Consider the following 20233-nt stretch of genomic DNA (forward strand, 5'->3'; position numbering starts at 1 on the left):
TAAAGCACGTATAGAGTAAAGATAAAGCAAGCTCTTATGACCGGGGATGGTTGTAACAACCCAGCATAAGGGCTTTTTTTGAAGCATACACCTTATTGACAGCTATATAGTTAACCAGTAAACTATAATAATTAACTGGTTAACTATATCGAGAGGAGCTTTTTATATGAAGCCTGTCCAACAGCAAGCTTTTCAAGCGGTAGAACAGCTTCTACTCCAACGTGAGCAAAGCGTACAGCGCCAACAGCAACTGGCAGAGCAAATGGCATCTGAAATCGAAGCACCTGTCCATAAATGGACGATTACCCAACTGCACCTGCTTGCCATTTTGCAAACAGCAGGTGAGGTCAACAATATGTATTTGGCAGAGCAGCTGCATATTTCTCGCCCAGCCGTAACTAAAGCGACCGGTGTGCTGCTTAAGCATGAATTGATTCGCGAAGTACGTAGACCGCATAATTTGAAGGAAGTGTATTACGCGCTTACCCCGGCAGGCGAGCGCTTGGCAACGATTCACGAACGATTGCATAACCAGCTATTGGAGCAATATGGGCAGCTGTTTAGTCAATTTGATGAAACGGAATTGGCGACGATTATTCGCTTTTTGCAGGCATGGGCGGCGTGTATATAATACGTTTTTTATTGTAGTTTATAGTGTGACGATTTTTGCAGCGCTTGTTAATTGACAGAGTTAGGCATATGTAAACTTTATTTTGCATGGAGGCAATGTAACAGTCACTTATGTGGAGTAAAAGGAGGATTACCTAATGAACACACAACTTAGCAAGTCGGCGGCATTGGAACTGTTAAATGGGATGTATCGCGATGTGGTGATGGGATTGGATGATACGTGTATTGATCGTTATTTTATGCCAGACTATGTGCAAATGACCGACGGCGTGCGCAGTGATCTGGCGCAATTTAAGCATCATATTCGGATGCTGCGGCAACAGGTGCAGTCTGTGCAAATTTCGCCATTTACGCATATGTTATACGATGAGCCACTGCAAACGGCAACGCTGCGCTATACGGTCGATGTAGAAAAGAAAAATGGCAAACGTGGACAGGTGGAGCTAATTGCGATCTTTGAGCTACAACAAGGCAAGGTGCGACGTTGTTATGAGCTGTCTTGTGCGCTAGATTATGAGGTGGAGTTTGAGGGGATTGCTAGTTTGAGCTAATGCTTCGACTAGCATTCATCTACATCTCCAACTATAAAGTCACAGCTATAACAGACAAGCGAGTCGACCGCCCACCTATGCGGCTGACTCGCTTATCTGTTTAGCAACAATTGTCCCCTTTCATTGTCCCAACAGTATAGCGTTTATATTATTTTATGTGGTCACAGAATCCGTGCTAGGCTTTACTACATTTGCTCTGTTTCCTCCGTCTTTAAAACTGAACGCATGGACGGCTTCTCCATTAGAAAGTAACCCGGAATTTAGCGAATATGCCCAAGCAGATGCTCAGCATTTTATGGATAGCAATCATTACTTACTCAACCTATATTCTAAACATATCGATTATTCAGATTATAAAATGGTACATTTATCTTTTGAAATCCAAAATCATACGTGGCTGAGAAAGATGCACAATGTACAGTTAACATTTAAACCTTTTTATCCGCGCGATTATTTGTATTATACAAATGAAGCGGTACTGATCGATATTAATAAGATGTCTTATAGCGAATATGGATTGTCGATTGCGATGACAAATGAAGCGTATTTGCAATTAGCCAATAAAAAATTACCAGCTACGCTTACGTTAAGCTGGGGATATGGCAATAGCAAGGAGTTTAAGCTGGATCAACTTTTAAAATAGCCTTTAATGAGCGCTTGTAATGGCTCGTTAAAGGTTATTTTGTTTACGCTAAATGTAGTGTCTTTAGCAAAAAGCAAGGATCGCAATAGAATATGCGCTTATTCGCTCCTTTTAAAATGAAGTCCGATTTTTATAAAAAAGGTCAGATAAACGCAAAGACACCAAACTTCCCCAAATGCTATTCTAAATCAAGAAAGCGTTACCAATATATCGCAAACGGCGGTTGAATGCCATACTGTCTCCAAACGAACGGTTCCATCCGGCTGCCGCTTATCCATCATTTCTATTCTCAACCGTGCTGATACAACAGCACATTTACGAAAGGAGCATCCGTAATGAAAAGGGGACTTATCCTGCTGCTGATCGCTGCGATGATGATCACCCTCAGTGCCTGCAATTTGGCGGAAAGCAGTGTAGGCAGTAGAGAGAAAGGCTATGTAGGCATCGCCATGCCAACCAAATCGTCGGCACGCTGGGTCGCAGATGGACAAAATATGGTCAATCTGTTCCAATCCAAAGGTTACAAAACCGACCTGCAATACGCCGAAGATGTCGTCGAAAACCAGATTTCCCAAATCGAGAATATGATCACCAAAAAGGTCGACGTCATCGTCGTCGCCGCTATCGACGGCAATACATTAACCGATGTGATCGGCAAAGCTCATGCACAAGGCATCCAAGTTATCTCATATGACCGCCTCATTATGAACACACCATACTTAAGCTATTATGCGACCTTCGATAACTTTAAGGTCGGCGTGCTGCAAGCATCGTACATCGCCAACCGACTTGGACTCGACAAAGGCAAAGGCCCATTTAATATCGAGCTGTTCGGCGGCTCACCGGACGATAACAACGCCTATTTCTTCTTTAACGGCGCCATGTCCGTATTAAAACCATACATGGATTCCGGCAAACTGGTCGTCCGCAGTAAACAGACGACGATGGCACAGATCGCCACCTTACGCTGGGACGGCTCACTCGCTCAAGCGAGGATGGACAATCTGCTCAGCGCCTACTATGGTAGCGACAAACTGGACGCCGTATTGTCACCGTATGACGGCATCAGCATCGGAATCATTTCATCGTTAAAAGGCGTCGGCTATGGCTCCGCCGGCAAACCGTTGCCGATTATTACCGGTCAGGATGCCGAACTTGCCTCGATCAAATCGATCGTAGCTGGCGAACAAACCCAGACCGTTTTCAAAGACACACGCAAACTCGCTGAAAAAACAGTCGGTATGGTCGACAGCATCCTGCAAGGCAAAAAAGCCGAAGTCAACGATACTAAAACATACAACAACAACGTCATGGTCGTCCCAGCTTACTTGCTCGACCCGGTATCTGTCGATAAAAGCAATGTCAAAAAAGAAATTATCGACAGCAACTACTACACCGAACAGGAAGTATACGGCAACAACGCACCAGCCAAATAAAAAACGTTTCATAACGTAGGATGCGAACTCGCCTGCATGAAAAGCTAGTAGGCTGTCTCAAATGAAAATCGTGTTTAACCGTCCCTAAATCGATTCAGCACCAAGCAATGGTTAGATCGACAAACTGTAAATGTACTTGAGACAAGCTACTAGTACCTTGACCAGCGTACCTTCAATGTCTGATGACTATACCTTATGAAAAATACGCTGGAATCGTAGCAGGAGAACATCGCTGCTCTGCACGATCAAACGACATATTTAACGCGATCAAGGTACTAACTGATGCCATCCAATAAACACAATATGGTACTGACATTATGTACTTAACCGATGTCCAATGATCGTGGCAGAACGAAGGCTGCAAAGTATAAAAGTTTGCTGCTACTTGTTAACTGCTTATACTTTACGCGAGAAACGAGCTTATTTCACCTAAAGTAATCATAAACAACGACTACAAACAAGCACGACCGTATCGATCATAAATACCGATCTCATCTAACATATGCAACCAATCCGAACTCGATCACGCCAATATACAAGCTGTTTACACACTCCAACCTTTTTAAATCTTAAATCTTATAATCTGTTGATCTTTGGAATTGATTTAAGCTTTTAAATCTTTTAAATCTCTTAATCTTCCCCCTGCCCCCGCGCAGAACACGGCATGGATGCCTTTGCACGGAGCGGAGGGAAGGGAATGGGGAAAAGGGCGACTTTGGAGCACCGAGAATCTACATGCACTCCCAATTCGGTAGATGCTCGGTGCTCCACCGGAGCCCGTTCCCCATCCCTTCCCGGAGCGGTCTTGCAACCAGCACCACGCCCACCATTCAAGCCAATGAAAGGAGATTGCACCATGTCTGACAACATCATTTTGGAAATGAAAGGCATTACCAAAACATTCCCCGGTGTCAAAGCGCTGGAAAACGTCAACCTAAAAGTGCGTAAAGGCGAAATTCACGCCCTCTGCGGTGAAAATGGCGCTGGTAAATCAACTTTGATGAAAGTACTAAGCGGCGTATACGGCTACGGTAGCTATGACGGCGATATTATTTTCGAAGGTCAAACATGCCAATTTCGCGATATCAAAGACAGCGAACAACTCGGTATCGTCATCATCCATCAGGAGCTAGCGCTCATCCCATACTTATCGATTGCCGAAAATATTTTTCTCGGTAACGAACGTAAAAAAGGCGGTGTGATCGACTGGAACGAAACGATGCAGCGCACCCGCGAACTGCTCGATAAAGTCGGGCTAAGCGAGCCACCGGGCACACTTGTCACCAATATCGGTGTCGGCAAGCAGCAGCTCGTTGAAATTGCCAAAGCATTTTCCAAACGTGTAAAGCTGTTAATTTTGGACGAGCCGACAGCAGCGCTAAATGAAGACGATAGCGAGAACTTGCTGGAACTATTGCTTGGTTTTAAAAGCCAGGGTATCTCCTGCATTATCATTTCGCATAAATTAAACGAAATCGCTAAAGTCGCTGATTCGGTCACTATTTTACGTGATGGACAGACGATTGAGACGCTGGATATGAAAAAGGATCAAGTGAGCGAAGATCGTATCATTAGCGGTATGGTCGGTCGCGACCTAACTCATCGCTATCCACAGCGTACGCCACAGATCGGTGAAGTGACGCTGGAAGTGCGCGATTGGAACGTGTACCACGAACAACATGCCGATCGCAAAATGATCGACAATGCCAATCTGAACGTACGCCGTGGTGAAATCGTCGGCATCGCCGGGCTAATGGGCTCCGGTAGAACCGAGCTGGCGATGAGCATTTTCGGACGCTCCTACGGCAAAAACATTTCCGGCACACTGATCAAAGACGGCAAAGAAATCCGCAACAACAACGTCACCCAAGCGATCCAAAACGGCTTTGCTTATGTGACCGAAGATCGCAAACATTACGGACTTGTACTTATGGACGATATTAAACGCAATATTTCGTTAACCGGGCTGGAACGCTTATCACGCGGCACCGTCGTTAACGAACACGAAGAAGTGCTCGTTGCCGAAGATATGCGCAAACGGATGAAGATCAAAACGCCAAGCATTTTGCAAAAAACAGGCAATCTAAGCGGGGGTAACCAACAAAAAGTCGTGCTCGGCAAATGGATTTTCTCCAATCCCGATATTCTAATTCTAGACGAACCAACCCGCGGCATTGACGTCGGCGCCAAATATGAAATTTACACGATCATCAACCAACTCGCTGACGAAGGCAAAAGCATTATCGTCATTTCATCCGAACTGCCCGAAATACTCGGCATCTGCGACCGCATCTACGTTATGAACGCAGGCCGCATCACCGGCGAAGTGACACGTGCAGAAGCGACACAGGAAAAACTAATGACTTATATGACCCGTGATAAAGCGAAGGTTTAACGTTATTAAGCTGCAAGCTCGTTGGAGCGTGCAACAAGATCGGAACCTATGAGTCAATCAGCAGGTAGATTTTCAGTGATCCACCAGAGTCCGTTTCCCATTACCGGAGCGTTTCCCTGCGGACAAAAGTAAATCGATGCCGCCCCAACCACCAAAACAATTGAAAGGAGCACGACCCATGTCCACATTAAGCAAGCCATTGAAAGACAAAGATAAGGACAAACAAGGCGTACTCAGCCGCCTGTTTAAAGGCAATATTCGCCAATACGGTATGATTATCGCACTCATTTTTATTATGCTGTTGTTCCAAGTTTTAACCGGAGGACTGCTGTTAAAGCCGATTAACATTACGAACCTAATTCTGCAAAACAGCTACATTCTCGTGCTCGCGATCGGCATGGTGCTCGTCATTATCACCGGGCATATCGATTTGTCGGTCGGTTCGATCGCCGCTTTTGTCGGTGCGATCTCCGCGATCTTTATGGTCAATTGGCAAATGAATCCGGTGCTGGCGGTCATTTTATCGATCGTAATCGGTGGTCTGATCGGCGCATGGCAAGGCTTCTGGGTCGCTTATGTGCGCATCCCTGCCTTTATCGTCACCCTCGCCGGGATGCTGTTATTCCGTGGTTTGACGATGATCGTGCTGGAAGGGCAATCGATCTCCCCCTTCCCGAACGGTTTTCAAAAGATCAGCTCTGGCTTTGTGCCTGACTTTACGAATGCGGCAACGAATATCGTCGCTATTATCGCTGGTATCGCATTATCGGTACTGTATGTTATGACCGAGCTGCGCGGACGCGCGGCACAGCGTAAATACAATTTTGACACCGGTTCACAAGGTTTATTTATCGGTAAATTGGTGCTCGTCATTGCGATCATTAACTTGTTCACATTCGTACTGGCAAGCTATGCAGGCATTCCGACCATTTTGGTGCTGCTGTTCCTGCTGATTATCATTTATTCGTTTGTGATGAACCGCACCGTAATGGGTCGCCACGTGTACGCGATTGGCGGTAACGAAAAAGCAGCCGGTCTGTCCGGAGTCAAAACGAAAAAAGTGACATTCTGGGTATTCGTTAACATGGGTGTACTGGCAGCAATTTCCGGCTTGATCTTCGCCGCTCGTCTGAACGCCGCGACTCCACGCGCCGGTACGAACTTCGAGCTGGATGCAATCGCCGCTTGTTTTATTGGCGGCGCATCCGCAGCAGGCGGGATCGGTACAGTGTTCGGCGCGATCATCGGCGGTCTCGTTATGGGTGTACTGAACAACGGGATGTCATTGATCGGCCTCGGTATCGACTGGCAGCAAGGGATTAAAGGCTTAGTGCTGCTGCTGGCGGTTGCGTTTGATATTTATAACAAAAATAAAGGTACGAGTTTGAAATGATGTTGTAGTTCAATTGATTTTGACTTGAAATGATATTTTGCTAACAGTGATTTTGTAAAGGAAGGGCTGTTCTCGGTCATAGTTGTGACTGGTGGGAACAGCCCTTTTGTGTATGCTAGTATAGTTTGCAGTAGAACTGTAAAGGCGATACCCTAGCGCACGATCCGCCTTTGGTGTGTGCTAGTGTAGTTTGTAGTTCAGTAGACGGTGGCGCTGGTGATCGCTGAATCCGACTTTTTTGTGGACGGGTGGAGTGTGTAGTAAATGGAAGTTTTGAATGAACGTGGTCTGCTTTTTAATGGAAAGTATGCCAGCTAGTCAATCTGTGCAGGGTAGTTATCAATACGTGCTATCAATGGATGTTGCAAATGATCATACAGATGGCGATCTCGGCTGAATGATTGTATCCGTGCAGTGATGAAGCTCATTTTCCAAACTGACTCTAAATCAGCAAAAAGAGCATAAAAGCGCGAACCCCAAGCTCACATAAAATCCCTGGGAGGTTCGCGCTCCTTGCGGGGCAAGGGATTTCGGGTTTTTTGTTGTTTTTTGAGGGCGTTTAAAGTAGTCTAAAAGAGAGGTTCGCGGAAATCGCCTGTTTTTCCGTTGCGGGATAAGGGCTGAAAGGGCGGGCAGTCGCTCCTCGTGTGGGAGCGTGGATTGAAATTATTTTATCAGGTTTTGGATCAAATACTATACTTTTGTCGCTCCTCGTGTGGGAGCGTGGATTGAAATCTGAACCACTTGGAATTAAAGCCACATTTGCCGCCAGTCGCTCCTCGTGTGGGAGCGTGGATTGAAATGACCCTGAATCGAACAATCACTTAGCCAGGCTGTTGTCGCTCCTCGTGTGGGAGCGTGGATTGAAATAATGGGAAGAAGCCCAGGAGAGCGAACGCAAAGAGGTCGCTCCTCGTGTGGGAGCGTGGATTGAAATCTGAACCTGCTGCTAAAAAATAAATACCAGACAGAGTCGCTCCTCGTGTGGGAGCGTGGATTGAAATTTGAAATACCAGGACATGAATGACGCGGTAGATGTTGTCGCTCCTCGTGTGGGAGCGTGGATTGAAATCGTTTAAAGAAGGTAGTAATTAAGGAATCGATTTTATGTCGCTCCTCGTGTGGGAGCGTGGATTGAAATGAAAAACTCGATACAGCTTTCGTGGGATGCCATCAAGGTCGCTCCTCGTGTGGGAGCGTGGATTGAAATGTACATATCCGATTCCTCGTTATCGATGTAATCAGATGTCGCTCCTCGTGTGGGAGTGTGGATTGAAATGGTGCCTCGGCTGCTGTCGATCTTGTTGGATCAAGTCTCTCCTCGTGCGGGAGTGTAGATTGAAATAGCGCTTGTTGATACAGAAGAAAAAGGATACTTTCCAGCGCTGCTCGCGCTGAAGTATGAATTAACAACAGAAAACCCCAGCGAAGGATAGGGGAGCACATCCATCACTGGGGCTATTTTTTATATAAGTATACCCTACACGAACATCTTCCTTTACAATATAACTTACGTTACTCCACTAAAACATTGCTCTCTTTTCGTTAGATTCTCATCTTCGATCGACTGCTTAATCGCCTGTTTAATTGCAGGATTGGCTAACATTAGTTGCATTAATCGGGTCGCTGATCCATTTGGAAACGAGCGTCCAATTTCCCAAGACTCTACTGTACGCAAAGATACGCCCAGGGCATTTCCGAACATCTTTTGTGTAGCCTGAAGATCATGTCTCAATTTCTTTACCGCTGCAAAGTCGATTTCGGGTCGCTCGCGTAATTTATAAGTAACAATCTCGACGTGCTCCGAATTGCCTTGTGCAAAATCATTTGCTTGGCTTACACTTTCCGTCAGAATTTTTTCAAAATCCAAACTCATCGTATACACTTGCCTCAATGGTTTAATTTTCTTCTTTTATTGTTTTAATTCTGTCTTTGAGTATCTTTTTTTCGCGATCTGTTAGGAATTCTTTATCTGATTTTTTATAAATAAGCAACATGACATAAATACGTCGACCATTATATCGTATATTTCAAGCTTGAGTCATTTATTGAAGATAAAAAGTCGATTTTTAATGCTTACTTAAGCACATATAACATGTCTATGATCATCCGTTTTGTTTTACTGCTGTAGGAGTAATTTGATGAAAATGCTCAAGAAAGCGCGAACCCCAAGCGCACATAAAATCCCTAGGAGGTTCGTGCTCCTTGCTGGGCAAGGGATTTCGGGTTTTTTGTTGTTTTTTGAGGGCGTTTAAAGTAGTCTAAAAGGGAGGTTCGCGGAAATCGCCTGTTTTTCCGTTGTGGGATAAGGGCTGAAAGGGCGGGCAGTCGCTCCTCGTGCAGGAGCGTGGATTGAAATGTTTTGAATCCAAAATCAAGCGCACATACGATTAACGTCGCTCCTCGTGCAGGAGCGTGGATTGAAATATTGATGGTCACGAATATCAGATTGATGGGTCTGCAAAGGTCGCTCCTCGTGCAGGAGCGTGGATTGAAATCTTTGGAGTTGGGTTTAAACCACTTTCGTGGTTTTGTCGCTCCTCGTGCAGGAGCGTGGATTGAAATAATTACTGGTTCCGGCGTAACTGGCTCGTCGGTGATCGTCGCTCCTCGTGCAGGAGCGTGGATTGAAATAGTTGCTTTCGCAGGCTCTGAAGCTGTTTCAGTTGTCGCTCCTCGTGCAGGAGCGTGGATTGAAATAATACTATTGACTTTGAATTCAAAATGACTTAATATGGTCGCTCCTCGTGCAGGAGCGTGGATTGAAATCTTTGGCTTGTGCTGCAAACCATGCTGGCGACAGTCGCTCCTCGTGCAGGAGCGTGGATTGAAATAAAATCATCAGGCGTAAAGTACATATCTATGCTGTCGCTCCTCGTGCAGGAGCGTGGATTGAAATTAAAGCTCGACGGACTTCGTGAACGCTATGGAAGCGTCGCTCCTCGTGTAGGAGCGTGGATTGAAATATATGTCGAGAAGACATCGACAATCGATAGAGAGTCGCTCCTCGTGCAGGAGCATGGATTGAAATTAGCGGCGTGGAGGTCGACGATGACGGCATGATTGTCGGTCGCTCCTCGTGCGGGAGCGTGGATTGAAATGGTCTATAGATACTACATTGTCGACGTTGATGGATGTCGCTCCTCGTGCAGAAGTGTAGATTGAAATCCGTGATAGTTATTGTAATAATCCGATGCTAACGTCGCTCCCTATAATGAAATACAAATCATGCTTTATAAACACGAATGTAGGGTAGTATAATACACTTACAGCAACAGAAAGGAGGCTTTAATATGCCAAAAGAAGCGAATCAACAACAGCAAAACGAACAGAAACAACCTACCAATAAACCAGCTATGACAAGAGAACAGGCGATGGCTTTGTCCAATAAGCAATTTGGTAATGCCTATAAGAGGTTGGCAAAAGCGTAATGATCCCTCTAACCTACGAAGATATTATTGCATTTCATAACGATATGTTGGATCAGTACGGCGGTCTTCCAGGAGTAAAAGATGATGGTCGGATATCTTTCCTTGCCCAGCAACCTTTTCAGGAGAGCTTTGGCATCGAACTATATCCGGGATTGTTCCTGAAGGCTGCCGTTTATTTAGTTTCAATTGCCAGAGCATACGCTTTCAATGATGCAAATAAACGAACAGCAGCAATGTCCTGCCACGTTTTCTTACTTTATAATTGGTATGGCTTAAGCATGTCAGAAAGAATGTTAGAACTCATAACCCGACGTGCAGCCCGTGGCATGCTGAGCTATGAAAGTACTGCACGATTACTCGAAAGATATGCCTTACCTCTTTAATCTCGTTGAAAAGAATACATAGTCGCTCCTCGTGCAGGAGCGTGGATTGAAATACTAAAGCTAAAGGCTGGCTGGATCAAATTTCATAAGTCGCTCCTCGTGCAGTAGTATGAATTGAAATTGACTAGCCGCAGGAGACATTACAGCGTCTGTTTCCATCACTCCTCGTGTAGAAATGTGAATTGAAGATCACCCTTATTTTTCTTTTTATTGGAAATCAGGAGAAGATTATAATGGAATTCAAAAAGAGCCGTATTAGAATACGACTCTTTAGCAAAATAATGACCTGTAAGATCGATCAACTACAAAAACTAAATCACCAAAACAGACCACATTCTCTTACCGAACGTGGTCTGTTTTTATAATGAACTAAGTTGAATACAACCTCCACAGCAAAAAATGAGCATAATGCTCGCTTTTTTATGATATATTTTACATTTAAATTCCATTTATATTATAATAATGGATTATTTGAAAAAATAAGCCTGTTTTTATGTGATTTCATATGCTTTAGACGTGTATATGTGCTTAAGACACTACTAAAACATATTGTACATATAGTTTTAAAATATATTTACTACCAAGTAGATTCCGGAGGCTTTACTACATGAAAAAAGCAGCTTTAACTTTTCTAAGTATGATGGTAGCAGTGCTAATTACAGTTTCTCCCGTCAGTGCTGAATCAATTAATGATGCAAATCAAAGTACTATTCAATCGATTCAACAAGATTTACTGATGTATCTGCAATCTCTAAACCCTCAGACCAAGGAAGAAGCTGAGCATGGAATTGCTAACTATTTCAATGAACATCCTGTGAGTGAAGAAGTTGTAACCACTTATTATGCTCAACAAGATCAAAAAACACTTTTACCCGAAAATGAAGGCATAACAACACCAGCGCAAGATTTTATCGGTTATATGGAACAAAATATTGCACAGCGTCATTTTGCTGAATATAACATTTCGGATGATGTGAAAATCATCTTTACGAATAGCCCTGTTTATTTTATAGAATCGATCGTGACTAATCAGCCCAACGATTTGTAAAGTTCTAGTTTTATATTAAATGCGGTTAAGGCAAGTAAACAAACAGACATCAAAACATGGACTTACGAGGCTAACAATATTGTTGGCTTGAAACTTTTTGAAGTCGGTGTTAAAGGCTATTTTACTTACAATGTAGCAAATTCAAATGGGCATCTGGTGGACGCTTGGTATAAAAAAGGATTTGCTTCAATTTGGCAGGTAAGTAACTGGGATAAAGGTGTACGCGGAGTAGGAAATGGCAAATCAAGAGTGTATGCTTCTGGCAATTTCCATTGGGGAGCAGAGATAAAAGGCTACGGTTTTACCGTTCAAGATGTATATGTCAATTTGTATGTTGAAGGCGACAAAAATGGAGGCGTTCTGTACAATAAAGAAATTCACTAAATGAGGTGAAATCATGTTCAAGTTTTTTGCTTCCAAATCGTTTTGGATAACGTTTATCGTATTTGTGTTGTTGTACGGTCTTAATGTGATGGTTAATGATTTACCGCTTGGCAGTGTGCTGCAAGCGTTTGGGTCGGCAATCGTATTGGCAGCCATCTCTGCGGTCGTAGCAGGGGGGATCATTTATAGCATCGTGCATTTTACTAGAAACAAGAACAAGTATAATTAAACGCCAAATGGCTGTGTGCAATGGAATAACATACGAATGAACGATGAAAAGACGCTCGGTATTATTGGAGCGTCTTCTCATTATCAATTAGATATGCAGGCAAGTACATAGTTAGCTATACATACAAAAGAGTACATAAGATGTAGATATAGAAGGATACGTAAGAGCGAAACAGGTATATTTGTAAAATCGTCACCATCCTAGGGCATGTACGCAAACTCGTAGGCTGCGAACAGCACTTCACTACGGGAAGGAAATAAACGGGAAGGGCGGATTTCAGTGTTTGTGTTCTTCCAACACGGGATGCAATGAAAAGATGTTTTGCGCAGCAAAATACCGTACAGCTTCAGTGTTTGTGGTTTCCAAACACGAGGTGCAATGAGAAAAGGTTTTTGCGCAGCAAAATACCGTACAGCTTCAGTGTTTGCGGTTTCCAAACACGAGGTGCAATGAGAAAAGGTTTTTGCGCAGCAAAATACCGTACAGCTTCAGTGTTTACGTTGTTCAAACATGGGCTACCATAAAGAAAAGTTTTGGTGTAGCAAAAGACCATACTGCTTTTGAGCACGGGAACTACCCTGTACTCTACTCCATAGATTCCTGTGCGAGACGGGAGTCTGTCCCCTTATTCCGTAACACAGTGGGGGCTGCATCAACACGGTATGTTTGCGTACACGTATGATCAAGGAAATGAAGTTGCAACTGTTGTGTATACCCTTTTCCAATGGATATTGTAAATGCACTACTTCACGTTACCTCCCCGACCTACCCATTAATGATCTACTTCTCCCACCGCCCAACCCGAAAAATGAGGCACCTGATCCAAAATATGAAACATTCCCGCCCCTTCCTCCCATCGGTATAATTATACCTATAATTGTAATCGCTTACATAAATGAGTGAAAACGAGGGGGAGATACAATGGAGACCGGGATGAAAACCGGGTCGGAGCGGCGTCCAGAGTCGCGTCCGCAGACGAAGGCGACGGCGGGTGAGCGAATGCGGCGCTGGTTGCGGCGTTTGTATACGCAGCGGCATTTGCAGGTGATGGCGTTGCTGGGCGTCGTCTGGATGCTTATTTTTAACTATATTCCGATGTATGGCATCGTGATTGCGTTCAAGGAATTTAATATCGTTGACAGTATCGGGGCGGCGCCGTGGGTAGGGTTGGAGCATTTTCGGGCGTTTATGGAAGATGAGAATTTACGGGATGTGATTCGCAATACGCTCGGGATTAGTTTGATTAAGCTGTTTATCGGGTTTCCGTTGCCGATTATATTTGCGCTGTTTTTGAACGAGATTCGGTCGGTGCGGTTCAAAAAGTCGGTGCAGACGATTTCGTATTTGCCGCATTTTCTGTCATGGGTTATTTTGGGCGGTATTTTGACGACATGGCTGGCGGATGTTGGTGTGATTAATCAGTTGTTGCTGGCGCTGCATTTGATCGATGCACCGATTTCGTATTTGGCAGAGCCGGCATATTTTTGGGCGATTGTAATCATTTCGGACATTTGGAAAGAGCTTGGCTGGTCAGCGATTATTTATTTGGCGGCGATGGCGAGTGTGTCGCCGGAAATGTATGAAGCGGCGACGATCGATGGGGCGGGGCGGTTTCAGAAAATGTGGTATATTACGCTGCCTGGCATCCAGAGCACAATTGCAATCTTGTTTATTTTGGCGGTCAGCGGTGTGCTTAATTCGAATTTTGACCAGATTCTCGTCTTGCGCAACTCGCTGAATGAGAGCGCCAGCAATGTGATCGATATTTATGTGTATCAGACAGGATTGTTATCCGGGCGCTTCTCGTATTCGACGGCGATCGGGTTGATTAAGTCGGTGATTGCGCTCATTTTGCTGCTAATTGCGAATCAGGTGACAAAGCGGCTTAATCATACGTCGCTGTTTTAGGGGGGGTACGCAAACTCGTATGCTGCGAGCTATGCTTCACTGCGGTAAGGAAATAAGGAATAAGGACGGCTTAGTGTTTGTGGTTTTCAAACACGAGGTGAAATGAAAAAAAGGTTTTTGCATAGCAAAATACCCTACAGCTTCAGTGTTTGTGGTTTTCAAACACGAGGTGAAATGAAAAAAAGGTTTTTGCGCAGCAAAATACCGTACAGCTTCAGTGTTTGCGGTTTCCAAACACGAAGTGAAATGAAAAAAGGTTTTTGCATAGCAAAATACTCTACAGATTTGAGCACGGGAATTTACCTTCGCTCCTGCTCTGTAGATTCCTGTGCGAGACGGAAGTCCTCTTATTCCGTACCGCAGTGGTGGCTGCACCAACATACCATGTTTGTATACACGCGCTAGTTATATGCCGACGACTGTCCCATTTGCAATTTTACAACACGAAAGGAGTGCGTTCCATATGATAACCTCATCCCGTCGAACCCGTGGTGAAATGGTGTTTGATGTGTGCAATGCGATTTTGATGATATTGATCTGTTTTGTGACATTGTATCCGATTTGGTATGTGTTGGTGAATGCTTTTAATGAAGGCACCGATGCGATGCGTGGGGGTATTTATTGGTGGCCACGCATGTTCAGTTTGGAAAGTTTTAGCGCCGTATTCCAAAGTGACGGTATTATGCAGGCGATGTGGATTACGGTCGCCAAGACGCTGCTTGGCACGGTCATTCATGTGCTGTTTACCGCGATGGTGGCGTATGCGCTGTCTCGGCGTGATCTGATTGGCGGCAAGCTGTATATTTGGATCGGTACGATTACGCTCTTTTTCAGCGGTGGGTTGATTCCGACTTTTTTGCTGATGAAGGATTTGCAGTTGCTCGATAATTTTATGGTGTATATTATTCCGGCGATGTTTAGCTTTTTTGATCTGATTATTTTTATGACCTTTTTCCGTGAAATACCGGATGGGCTGGAAGAAGCGGCACGGATTGATGGGGCGAACGACTGGTCGATTTTCCTGCGGGTCGTATTGCCAGTGTCAATGCCGGTTGTGGCGACGATTGGATTGTTCCACGGTGTGTATCAGTGGAACGACTATTTTACCGGCATGATTTATATGAACGATACGTCATTACAGCCGATTCAGACGTATTTGTACCGCGTAGTGGCAGAGTCGAGTTCGAATCAGATGTTAGCGGCGGTGCCGGGCGGCATTAATCGCTCGGTCACTTCACAGTCGATCAAGCTGGCAACGATGGTAGTGACGACGATGCCGATTGTGTTTGTGTATCCATTTTTGCAAAAGTATTTTGTCAAAGGGATGATGATCGGTTCGATCAAAGGTTGAATATAGCCATTTAATCTCGGTCAAGGTAATAGGCTGACTACACCGAATATGGAAAGGGGTAAAATTTATGCGCAACATCGACAGAACAACGAGTAAACATGCCACCGCCTGGCGCAAACCGGCAATGGCAGCGCTGATCGCAGGGCTGTTAACGCTGACGACAGCATGCTCCTATTTTGGCGGGGGCAGTAAAAGCGCCAGTGAAAACGAGACACCGGTCAAGCAGGCATCTGCTAATGAGCCAGGCTGGAAAGTGGATACGTCTCCGATTACATTTGACTGGTATATGAACTTTTCTTGGTATACCGGCACCGATTGGGGCAAAGACATTACGAGCCAATATGTGACCCAAAAAACAGGCGTCAACATTAATTTTATCGTCCCGGCAGGCAATGAAAATGAAAAGCTGAATACGATGATCGCCTCCGGCAAATTGCCTGATTTTATTACACTCGCCTGGAGCGAAGATGCGGTGAAAAAGATGATGGAAGGCAAGCTCGTACTACCGCTGAACGAGCTGGCAGACCAATATGATCCGTACTTTTTCAAAGTGACCGATCCTGCCAAGTTGGCATGGTATACGCAGCCGGACGGCAATGTGTACGGCTATCCGAATGCGTCGTCATCACCGGCTGATTTTAAAAAATATGGCGAAAACTATGTGTCCAACCAAGTATTCGTCGTACGCAAAGATATGTATGAAGCGCTTGGCAAGCCGGATATGCGCACACCGGAAGGCTTTTTGAACGCGCTGGAGATGGCGAAGCAGAAATTTCCGCAAGTGAACGGACAGCCGCTCATTCCGCTTGGGTTACACGAATTTACCGAGAACGGCAACTATTCGCTGGAAAGCTATTTGCAAAATTTCCTGAATGTGCCGATGGAAAAGGACGGCAAGTTGTATGACCGTACAACCGATCCGGAATATGTAAAATGGCTTAAAACATTGCGCCAGGCGAATGGAGAAGGGCTGCTGGCAAAAGATATTTTCATCGACAAACGGGCGCAAATGGAGGAAAAGATCGCGCAAGGACGTTATTTTGCAATGTTGTATCAGCGCAGCGACTTTAGCGCCCAGCAAAATGCGCTCTATGCCAAAGACCCAAACTCCGTCTATATCGCGGTCGATGGCCCAGCCAACGAGCAGCTTGATCCGCCGGTATTGAGCGGCCCGGTGATCTCAGGCTGGACGCTGACGCTCATTTCCAAAGATGTGAAAGATAAAGCGCGTGCGATTCGGTTCCTTGAATACATCATCAGTGAAGAAGGACAGCGTGATCTGTATATGGGCGAGCCGGGCGTGACGTATGATAATGTCGATAACAAGCCGGTGTTTAAGCCGGAAGTGTTGAAGCTGCTGAACAGTGATCGCTCTGGATTTGATACGAAATACGGTGCTTCCCATAAATATTGGATGGAGATGGATACGAATATTACCGACCAATGGAAACCGGAAAGTGTCGAACCGTTTAAACAGATGGAAGACTGGACCAAAGGCAAAACGGTCAGTCGCTCCGAGTTTGACCAGCTTGATCCGACCGGCAATTCACCGGAAGGCATCATTAATACTAAGATCGAACAGTTATGGGGCAAAACATTGCCACAGCTATTGCTCGCTGCATCGGACAGTGAATTTGATACGATTTTCCAAAACTATGTGAGCAAGCGGGACGAGTATGGCTTTGCCAAAGTGCAGGCGTATCGTCAGGCAGAGTATGAGAAAAATGTGACGAAGCTGAAAGGTGAGCAGTGACGGGATAACAGTTACAATCTGCATGGAATGTGCAGCGTTGTGGTAGCTGACTCCTCATCATATCCGGCAGAATATCCGGCAGCGTCTAGCATGATCATCTAAACGTAATGTGATGCGTTGTGCTGTGTGGCATTGCAAAATACGAATGAGCGACTGAACTAAACGCCAATACGAGCACGAATAACCGCCGCCGACCGAGCACTTGCTCCGGTCAGCGGCGGTTGTTATTTGAGAGTATACGAATGCTGCGCACCTAATCGATGATGAGATCGATCATCAGTTTATAGTACGGGAGGATACAGTAAGCGATAATGATCGACTACGCCAGCGCACGACTATTGTAGCCTGCCCAGAAGCGGACTATATTACGAGATAATGATCGACTACGCCAGCGCACGACTACTGTATGCTGCCCAGAAGCTGACTATATTGCGAGATAATGATCGACTACGTCAGCGCACGACTACTGTATGCTGTCCAGAATCTGACTATATTGCGAGATAATGATCGACTACGTCAGCGCACGACTATTGTATGCTGCCCAGAAGCTAACTATATTGCACGATAACGCTCAACTACGCCAGTACATGACGTATCGTTAACTGATCGGTCAACTCGTTTACGTTGCTGCGTTAGTGCAAGTAATGAGCAAGGGAGTATATGCTATGGCAAGCTGCCTGAACTGGACATATTCGTCCGCTACATACACCAATAACGTGATCATGTTCTGTCTCTGCTCACTGCACCATTGTCTCTTGCGCAATTAACTGCTGGAACAGCTTGATATTTGTATTAAAGTCAGGCACACTACGGTTTGCTTCCGCCGCTTCCACCAGCTGTACGACAAGTTCGTTAAACGGTGTCTGGATACCTGTACCGGCTGCCATTTGCGGCACGACGCCGTTAATGTAGCGGATTTCCGTTTTGCGTTTCTTTTCCAAATCTTGCAGCATGCTCGCTTTCAGCAGTCGGGATGGTTGCATCATCGTACGCAGTGTTTGCACGCGTACCGGAATATCGGCGGAGCTGTGCAATTCCAATGAAGCGATATCAAAGCCGCCCATCGATGCAAATTGTACACCGATCGCATGACCGACTTTGATCGTCTCGTCAGCGATATGCACCGCGCTCACGATGCCTGTTTCATCATCCAAAATATGTCCATATTCGCCGTTTAATGCTGCCGATAAGCCGCTAAAAGCGTTGTTGATCAGCAGTTTTGACCATTTGGTGCCGACCAGATTGTCGGATACATGAGTGCCGCCAACGAGATCGAGTACAGCTTTGACCTGCTCGATCCGGTCGGTAAGCGCTCCGTTTAGCTCACCAATTTGAAAAGCATAGTTTTTAAATTGCGTATATTCGGTAGTCAGTTTGGATATACTAGGCTCCATAAAGGTAGCGCCAAATTCGACGGAGCCGGCAATAACGCGTTCTGCGCCTATGATAGCGGCAACACTTTGCTCAGGGATGCCGTTTTGCAGCGAACAGACGATGCTCTGCTCGTGCAGAAATGGCAATAGCTCTTGCAGGACGGCTTGATTGTACAATTGTTTGGTGAGTAGCAATACTAGATCGTACGTGCCTGATTTGCGCTGTGGCGTAATCGCTTTGACCGGAGCGGTGAATTCGGTCGTGCCGACGACTTGGGCACCATGCTCATTCAGCGCATGCACATGTTGTTCATACGTATCGATTAATTCAACATCCATACCGCCAGCGCTTAAATACGCGCCGACGATCGTTCCGAGTGAGCCTGCGCCTAAAATAGCAATTCTCATCCTAATACACTCCTTTATTGTGTAGAATGGTGTTATTTTTGCTCCAAATAGTTATAGACCGGTACAGCGGGAGCAAGTGTCAAATCAGTCAAAATATGCGAGGCAGACACGATTTCACGCACCGGCAAATCGGCAAGCGGGGCAAGCGCATGTTCGAACAATTGCAGTCGTGCCGTGCCAGACCATGCCCCTTTCACGGTAATATCGGTGATCTGGGTGCGTATAAGATCACAGACGCGCAGATTGCCTTCATAATCAGGAATTATTTTGATCATAAACGTAGGGCGGCAAATTTCTTGTTTGGCTTGTTTTATATCCATTTCCATATGTTTAAAGCCCATCGTGGCTGTCGCTACGCGCAGGCTGCCATAGTCGAGTGTGCCAACAAGTGTATCGGAATCGATATACAGCTTCGGTGCACCGAGCTTTTTCGGATAAGCGGTTAACTCGCGTCCGCTGGCGATAGCGGGGAAATTATCCACATACATCGAATGCACATAGTCGCCTTGTTCGCCGTTAAACTGCACTGGGATCACTTGACCGGCTTCGGTATATGCGCCCAGCCCGGACACATCCGGCATCCACATCACTTCAAATTTGACGAGTGGGTCGGTAATTTCGAGCGGCTCCGGTACAGCAGCACGCAGCGCTGCCAGATCGGTGCGATACACAATATTTAAATATTCACGATTCACAAATTTATAGTTCGGAACAGGATAAGCTGGTGCAGTGAGCGGTGTGTTGAAATTGTGGAACAGATTGTTAATATCGATCTTCATCGTACATCCTTCCTTTCACTGATCCGTATTTTAAGTGCTAGGTAGTATAGTTTATGTTTGTATACGGATATTTTACGTCTTTATTTACATATATTCCAATACATCATAAAGTATATATACATTTATCATAATAAATCA

17 protein-coding genes and 2 CRISPR repeat arrays are annotated in these 20233 nt (G+C 45.3%); of the genes, 14 read left to right on the forward strand and 3 right to left on the reverse strand.

The window, feature by feature from the left end:
- Positions 1-166: 166 nt before the first annotated feature.
- The 6 genes from U1I11_RS00130 (at position 167) to mmsB (ending at position 7048) form a co-directional block, all read left to right on the forward strand.
- Entirely contained in the window at positions 167-631 is a 465-nt protein-coding gene (locus U1I11_RS00130) for a MarR family transcriptional regulator (protein ID WP_322902814.1), read from the forward strand.
- Between the two features lie 136 nt (positions 632-767).
- Positions 768-1181 (forward strand): nuclear transport factor 2 family protein, encoded by a 414-nt coding sequence (locus tag U1I11_RS00135; RefSeq protein WP_322902816.1) that lies wholly within the window; start codon positions 768-770, stop codon positions 1179-1181.
- A 406-nt stretch (positions 1182-1587) separates the two neighbouring features.
- The gene (locus U1I11_RS00140; protein WP_322902818.1) at positions 1588-1824 is read left to right on the forward strand and encodes a hypothetical protein; all 237 of its coding nucleotides are present in this window, start codon (positions 1588-1590) and stop codon (positions 1822-1824) included.
- A gap of 335 nt (positions 1825-2159) precedes the next feature.
- Entirely contained in the window at positions 2160-3260 is a 1101-nt protein-coding gene (gene chvE / locus U1I11_RS00145; protein ID WP_322902820.1) for a multiple monosaccharide ABC transporter substrate-binding protein, read from the forward strand.
- A gap of 856 nt (positions 3261-4116) precedes the next feature.
- Positions 4117-5655 carry a multiple monosaccharide ABC transporter ATP-binding protein gene (gene mmsA / locus U1I11_RS00150; protein WP_322902822.1) on the forward strand — a complete coding sequence of 513 codons (1539 nt, stop codon included), beginning with the start codon at positions 4117-4119 and terminating at the stop codon, positions 5653-5655.
- 178 nt (positions 5656-5833) lie between these two features.
- A complete protein-coding gene (gene mmsB, locus U1I11_RS00155; protein ID WP_322902823.1) occupies positions 5834-7048 on the forward strand; it encodes a multiple monosaccharide ABC transporter permease in 1215 nt (404 codons plus the stop codon).
- 635 nt (positions 7049-7683) lie between these two features.
- Positions 7684-8394: a CRISPR direct-repeat array (repeat unit 32 nt).
- A 164-nt stretch (positions 8395-8558) separates the two neighbouring features.
- On the opposite strand, the gene U1I11_RS00160 is transcribed toward mmsB, so the two are convergent.
- Positions 8559-8924, reverse strand: a complete 366-nt coding sequence (locus tag U1I11_RS00160) for a helix-turn-helix domain-containing protein (RefSeq protein ID WP_322902825.1) — start codon at positions 8922-8924, stop codon at positions 8559-8561.
- A gap of 451 nt (positions 8925-9375) precedes the next feature.
- Positions 9376-10216: direct repeats of the CRISPR family, unit length 32 nt; unit sequence GTCGCTCCTCGTGCAGGAGCGTGGATTGAAAT.
- A gap of 125 nt (positions 10217-10341) precedes the next feature.
- Here U1I11_RS00160 and U1I11_RS00165 point away from each other — a divergent pair.
- From U1I11_RS00165 to U1I11_RS00200, 8 genes are all read left to right on the forward strand, one after another.
- Complete coding sequence (locus U1I11_RS00165; RefSeq protein WP_322902827.1) at positions 10342-10479, forward strand: hypothetical protein; 138 nt, start codon at positions 10342-10344, stop codon at positions 10477-10479.
- On the forward strand, positions 10479-10862 hold the full coding sequence (locus tag U1I11_RS00170) for a type II toxin-antitoxin system death-on-curing family toxin (protein WP_322902829.1): 384 nt from the start codon (positions 10479-10481) through the stop codon (positions 10860-10862). Before U1I11_RS00165 ends, U1I11_RS00170 begins: the two co-directional genes overlap by 1 nt.
- Before the next feature lie 607 nt (positions 10863-11469).
- On the forward strand, positions 11470-11910 hold the full coding sequence (locus U1I11_RS00175; RefSeq protein WP_322902831.1) for a hypothetical protein: 441 nt from the start codon (positions 11470-11472) through the stop codon (positions 11908-11910).
- An 87-nt stretch (positions 11911-11997) separates the two neighbouring features.
- Positions 11998-12294, forward strand: a complete 297-nt coding sequence (locus tag U1I11_RS00180) for a hypothetical protein (protein WP_322902833.1) — start codon at positions 11998-12000, stop codon at positions 12292-12294.
- A 13-nt stretch (positions 12295-12307) separates the two neighbouring features.
- Positions 12308-12523, forward strand: a complete 216-nt coding sequence (locus U1I11_RS00185) for a hypothetical protein (protein ID WP_322902835.1) — start codon at positions 12308-12310, stop codon at positions 12521-12523.
- Positions 12524-13522: 999 nt separating this feature from the next.
- Positions 13523-14431 carry an ABC transporter permease gene (locus U1I11_RS00190; RefSeq protein ID WP_322904417.1) on the forward strand — a complete coding sequence of 303 codons (909 nt, stop codon included), beginning with the start codon at positions 13523-13525 and terminating at the stop codon, positions 14429-14431.
- 463 nt (positions 14432-14894) lie between these two features.
- Positions 14895-15782 carry a carbohydrate ABC transporter permease gene (locus U1I11_RS00195; protein WP_322902837.1) on the forward strand — a complete coding sequence of 296 codons (888 nt, stop codon included), beginning with the start codon at positions 14895-14897 and terminating at the stop codon, positions 15780-15782.
- Between the two features lie 124 nt (positions 15783-15906).
- Positions 15907-17535: a type 2 periplasmic-binding domain-containing protein gene (locus U1I11_RS00200; protein ID WP_322904419.1), complete on the forward strand. Its 1629-nt coding sequence runs from the start codon at positions 15907-15909 to the stop codon at positions 17533-17535.
- 737 nt (positions 17536-18272) lie between these two features.
- On the opposite strand, the gene U1I11_RS00205 is transcribed toward U1I11_RS00200, so the two are convergent.
- Positions 18273-19316, reverse strand: a complete 1044-nt coding sequence (locus tag U1I11_RS00205; RefSeq protein WP_322902838.1) for a ketopantoate reductase family protein — start codon at positions 19314-19316, stop codon at positions 18273-18275.
- A 32-nt stretch (positions 19317-19348) separates the two neighbouring features.
- The gene (locus U1I11_RS00210) at positions 19349-20095 is read right to left on the reverse strand and encodes an acetoacetate decarboxylase (RefSeq protein WP_322902840.1); all 747 of its coding nucleotides are present in this window, start codon (positions 20093-20095) and stop codon (positions 19349-19351) included.
- Between the last annotated feature and the right edge of the window lie 138 nt (positions 20096-20233).

This window comes from Paenibacillus campi (assembly GCF_034659835.1).
GTDB classification, from domain to species: domain Bacteria; phylum Bacillota; class Bacilli; order Paenibacillales; family Paenibacillaceae; genus Saccharibacillus; species Saccharibacillus campi.

Excerpts from the sequence above, each read along its gene's own strand:
- U1I11_RS00190 (WP_322904417.1), top strand. The coding sequence starts at position 13,523 with ATGCGGCGCTGGTTGCGGCGTTTGTATACGCAGCGGCATTTGCAGGTG.
- U1I11_RS00210 (WP_322902840.1), bottom strand. The coding sequence starts at position 20,095 with ATGAAGATCGATATTAACAATCTGTTCCACAATTTCAACACACCGCTC.
- U1I11_RS00200 (WP_322904419.1), top strand. The coding sequence starts at position 15,907 with ATGGCAGCGCTGATCGCAGGGCTGTTAACGCTGACGACAGCATGCTCC.
- U1I11_RS00130 (WP_322902814.1), top strand. The coding sequence starts at position 167 with ATGAAGCCTGTCCAACAGCAAGCTTTTCAAGCGGTAGAACAGCTTCTA.
- chvE (WP_322902820.1), top strand. The coding sequence starts at position 2,160 with ATGAAAAGGGGACTTATCCTGCTGCTGATCGCTGCGATGATGATCACC.
- mmsB (WP_322902823.1), top strand. The coding sequence starts at position 5,834 with ATGTCCACATTAAGCAAGCCATTGAAAGACAAAGATAAGGACAAACAA.
- U1I11_RS00205 (WP_322902838.1), bottom strand. The coding sequence starts at position 19,316 with ATGAGAATTGCTATTTTAGGCGCAGGCTCACTCGGAACGATCGTCGGC.
- U1I11_RS00185 (WP_322902835.1), top strand. The coding sequence starts at position 12,308 with ATGTTCAAGTTTTTTGCTTCCAAATCGTTTTGGATAACGTTTATCGTA.
- U1I11_RS00165 (WP_322902827.1), top strand. The coding sequence starts at position 10,342 with ATGCCAAAAGAAGCGAATCAACAACAGCAAAACGAACAGAAACAACCT.
- U1I11_RS00195 (WP_322902837.1), top strand. The coding sequence starts at position 14,895 with ATGATAACCTCATCCCGTCGAACCCGTGGTGAAATGGTGTTTGATGTG.
- mmsA (WP_322902822.1), top strand. The coding sequence starts at position 4,117 with ATGTCTGACAACATCATTTTGGAAATGAAAGGCATTACCAAAACATTC.
- U1I11_RS00175 (WP_322902831.1), top strand. The coding sequence starts at position 11,470 with ATGAAAAAAGCAGCTTTAACTTTTCTAAGTATGATGGTAGCAGTGCTA.
- U1I11_RS00160 (WP_322902825.1), bottom strand. The coding sequence starts at position 8,924 with ATGAGTTTGGATTTTGAAAAAATTCTGACGGAAAGTGTAAGCCAAGCA.
- U1I11_RS00140 (WP_322902818.1), top strand. The coding sequence starts at position 1,588 with ATGCACAATGTACAGTTAACATTTAAACCTTTTTATCCGCGCGATTAT.
- U1I11_RS00170 (WP_322902829.1), top strand. The coding sequence starts at position 10,479 with ATGATCCCTCTAACCTACGAAGATATTATTGCATTTCATAACGATATG.
- U1I11_RS00135 (WP_322902816.1), top strand. The coding sequence starts at position 768 with ATGAACACACAACTTAGCAAGTCGGCGGCATTGGAACTGTTAAATGGG.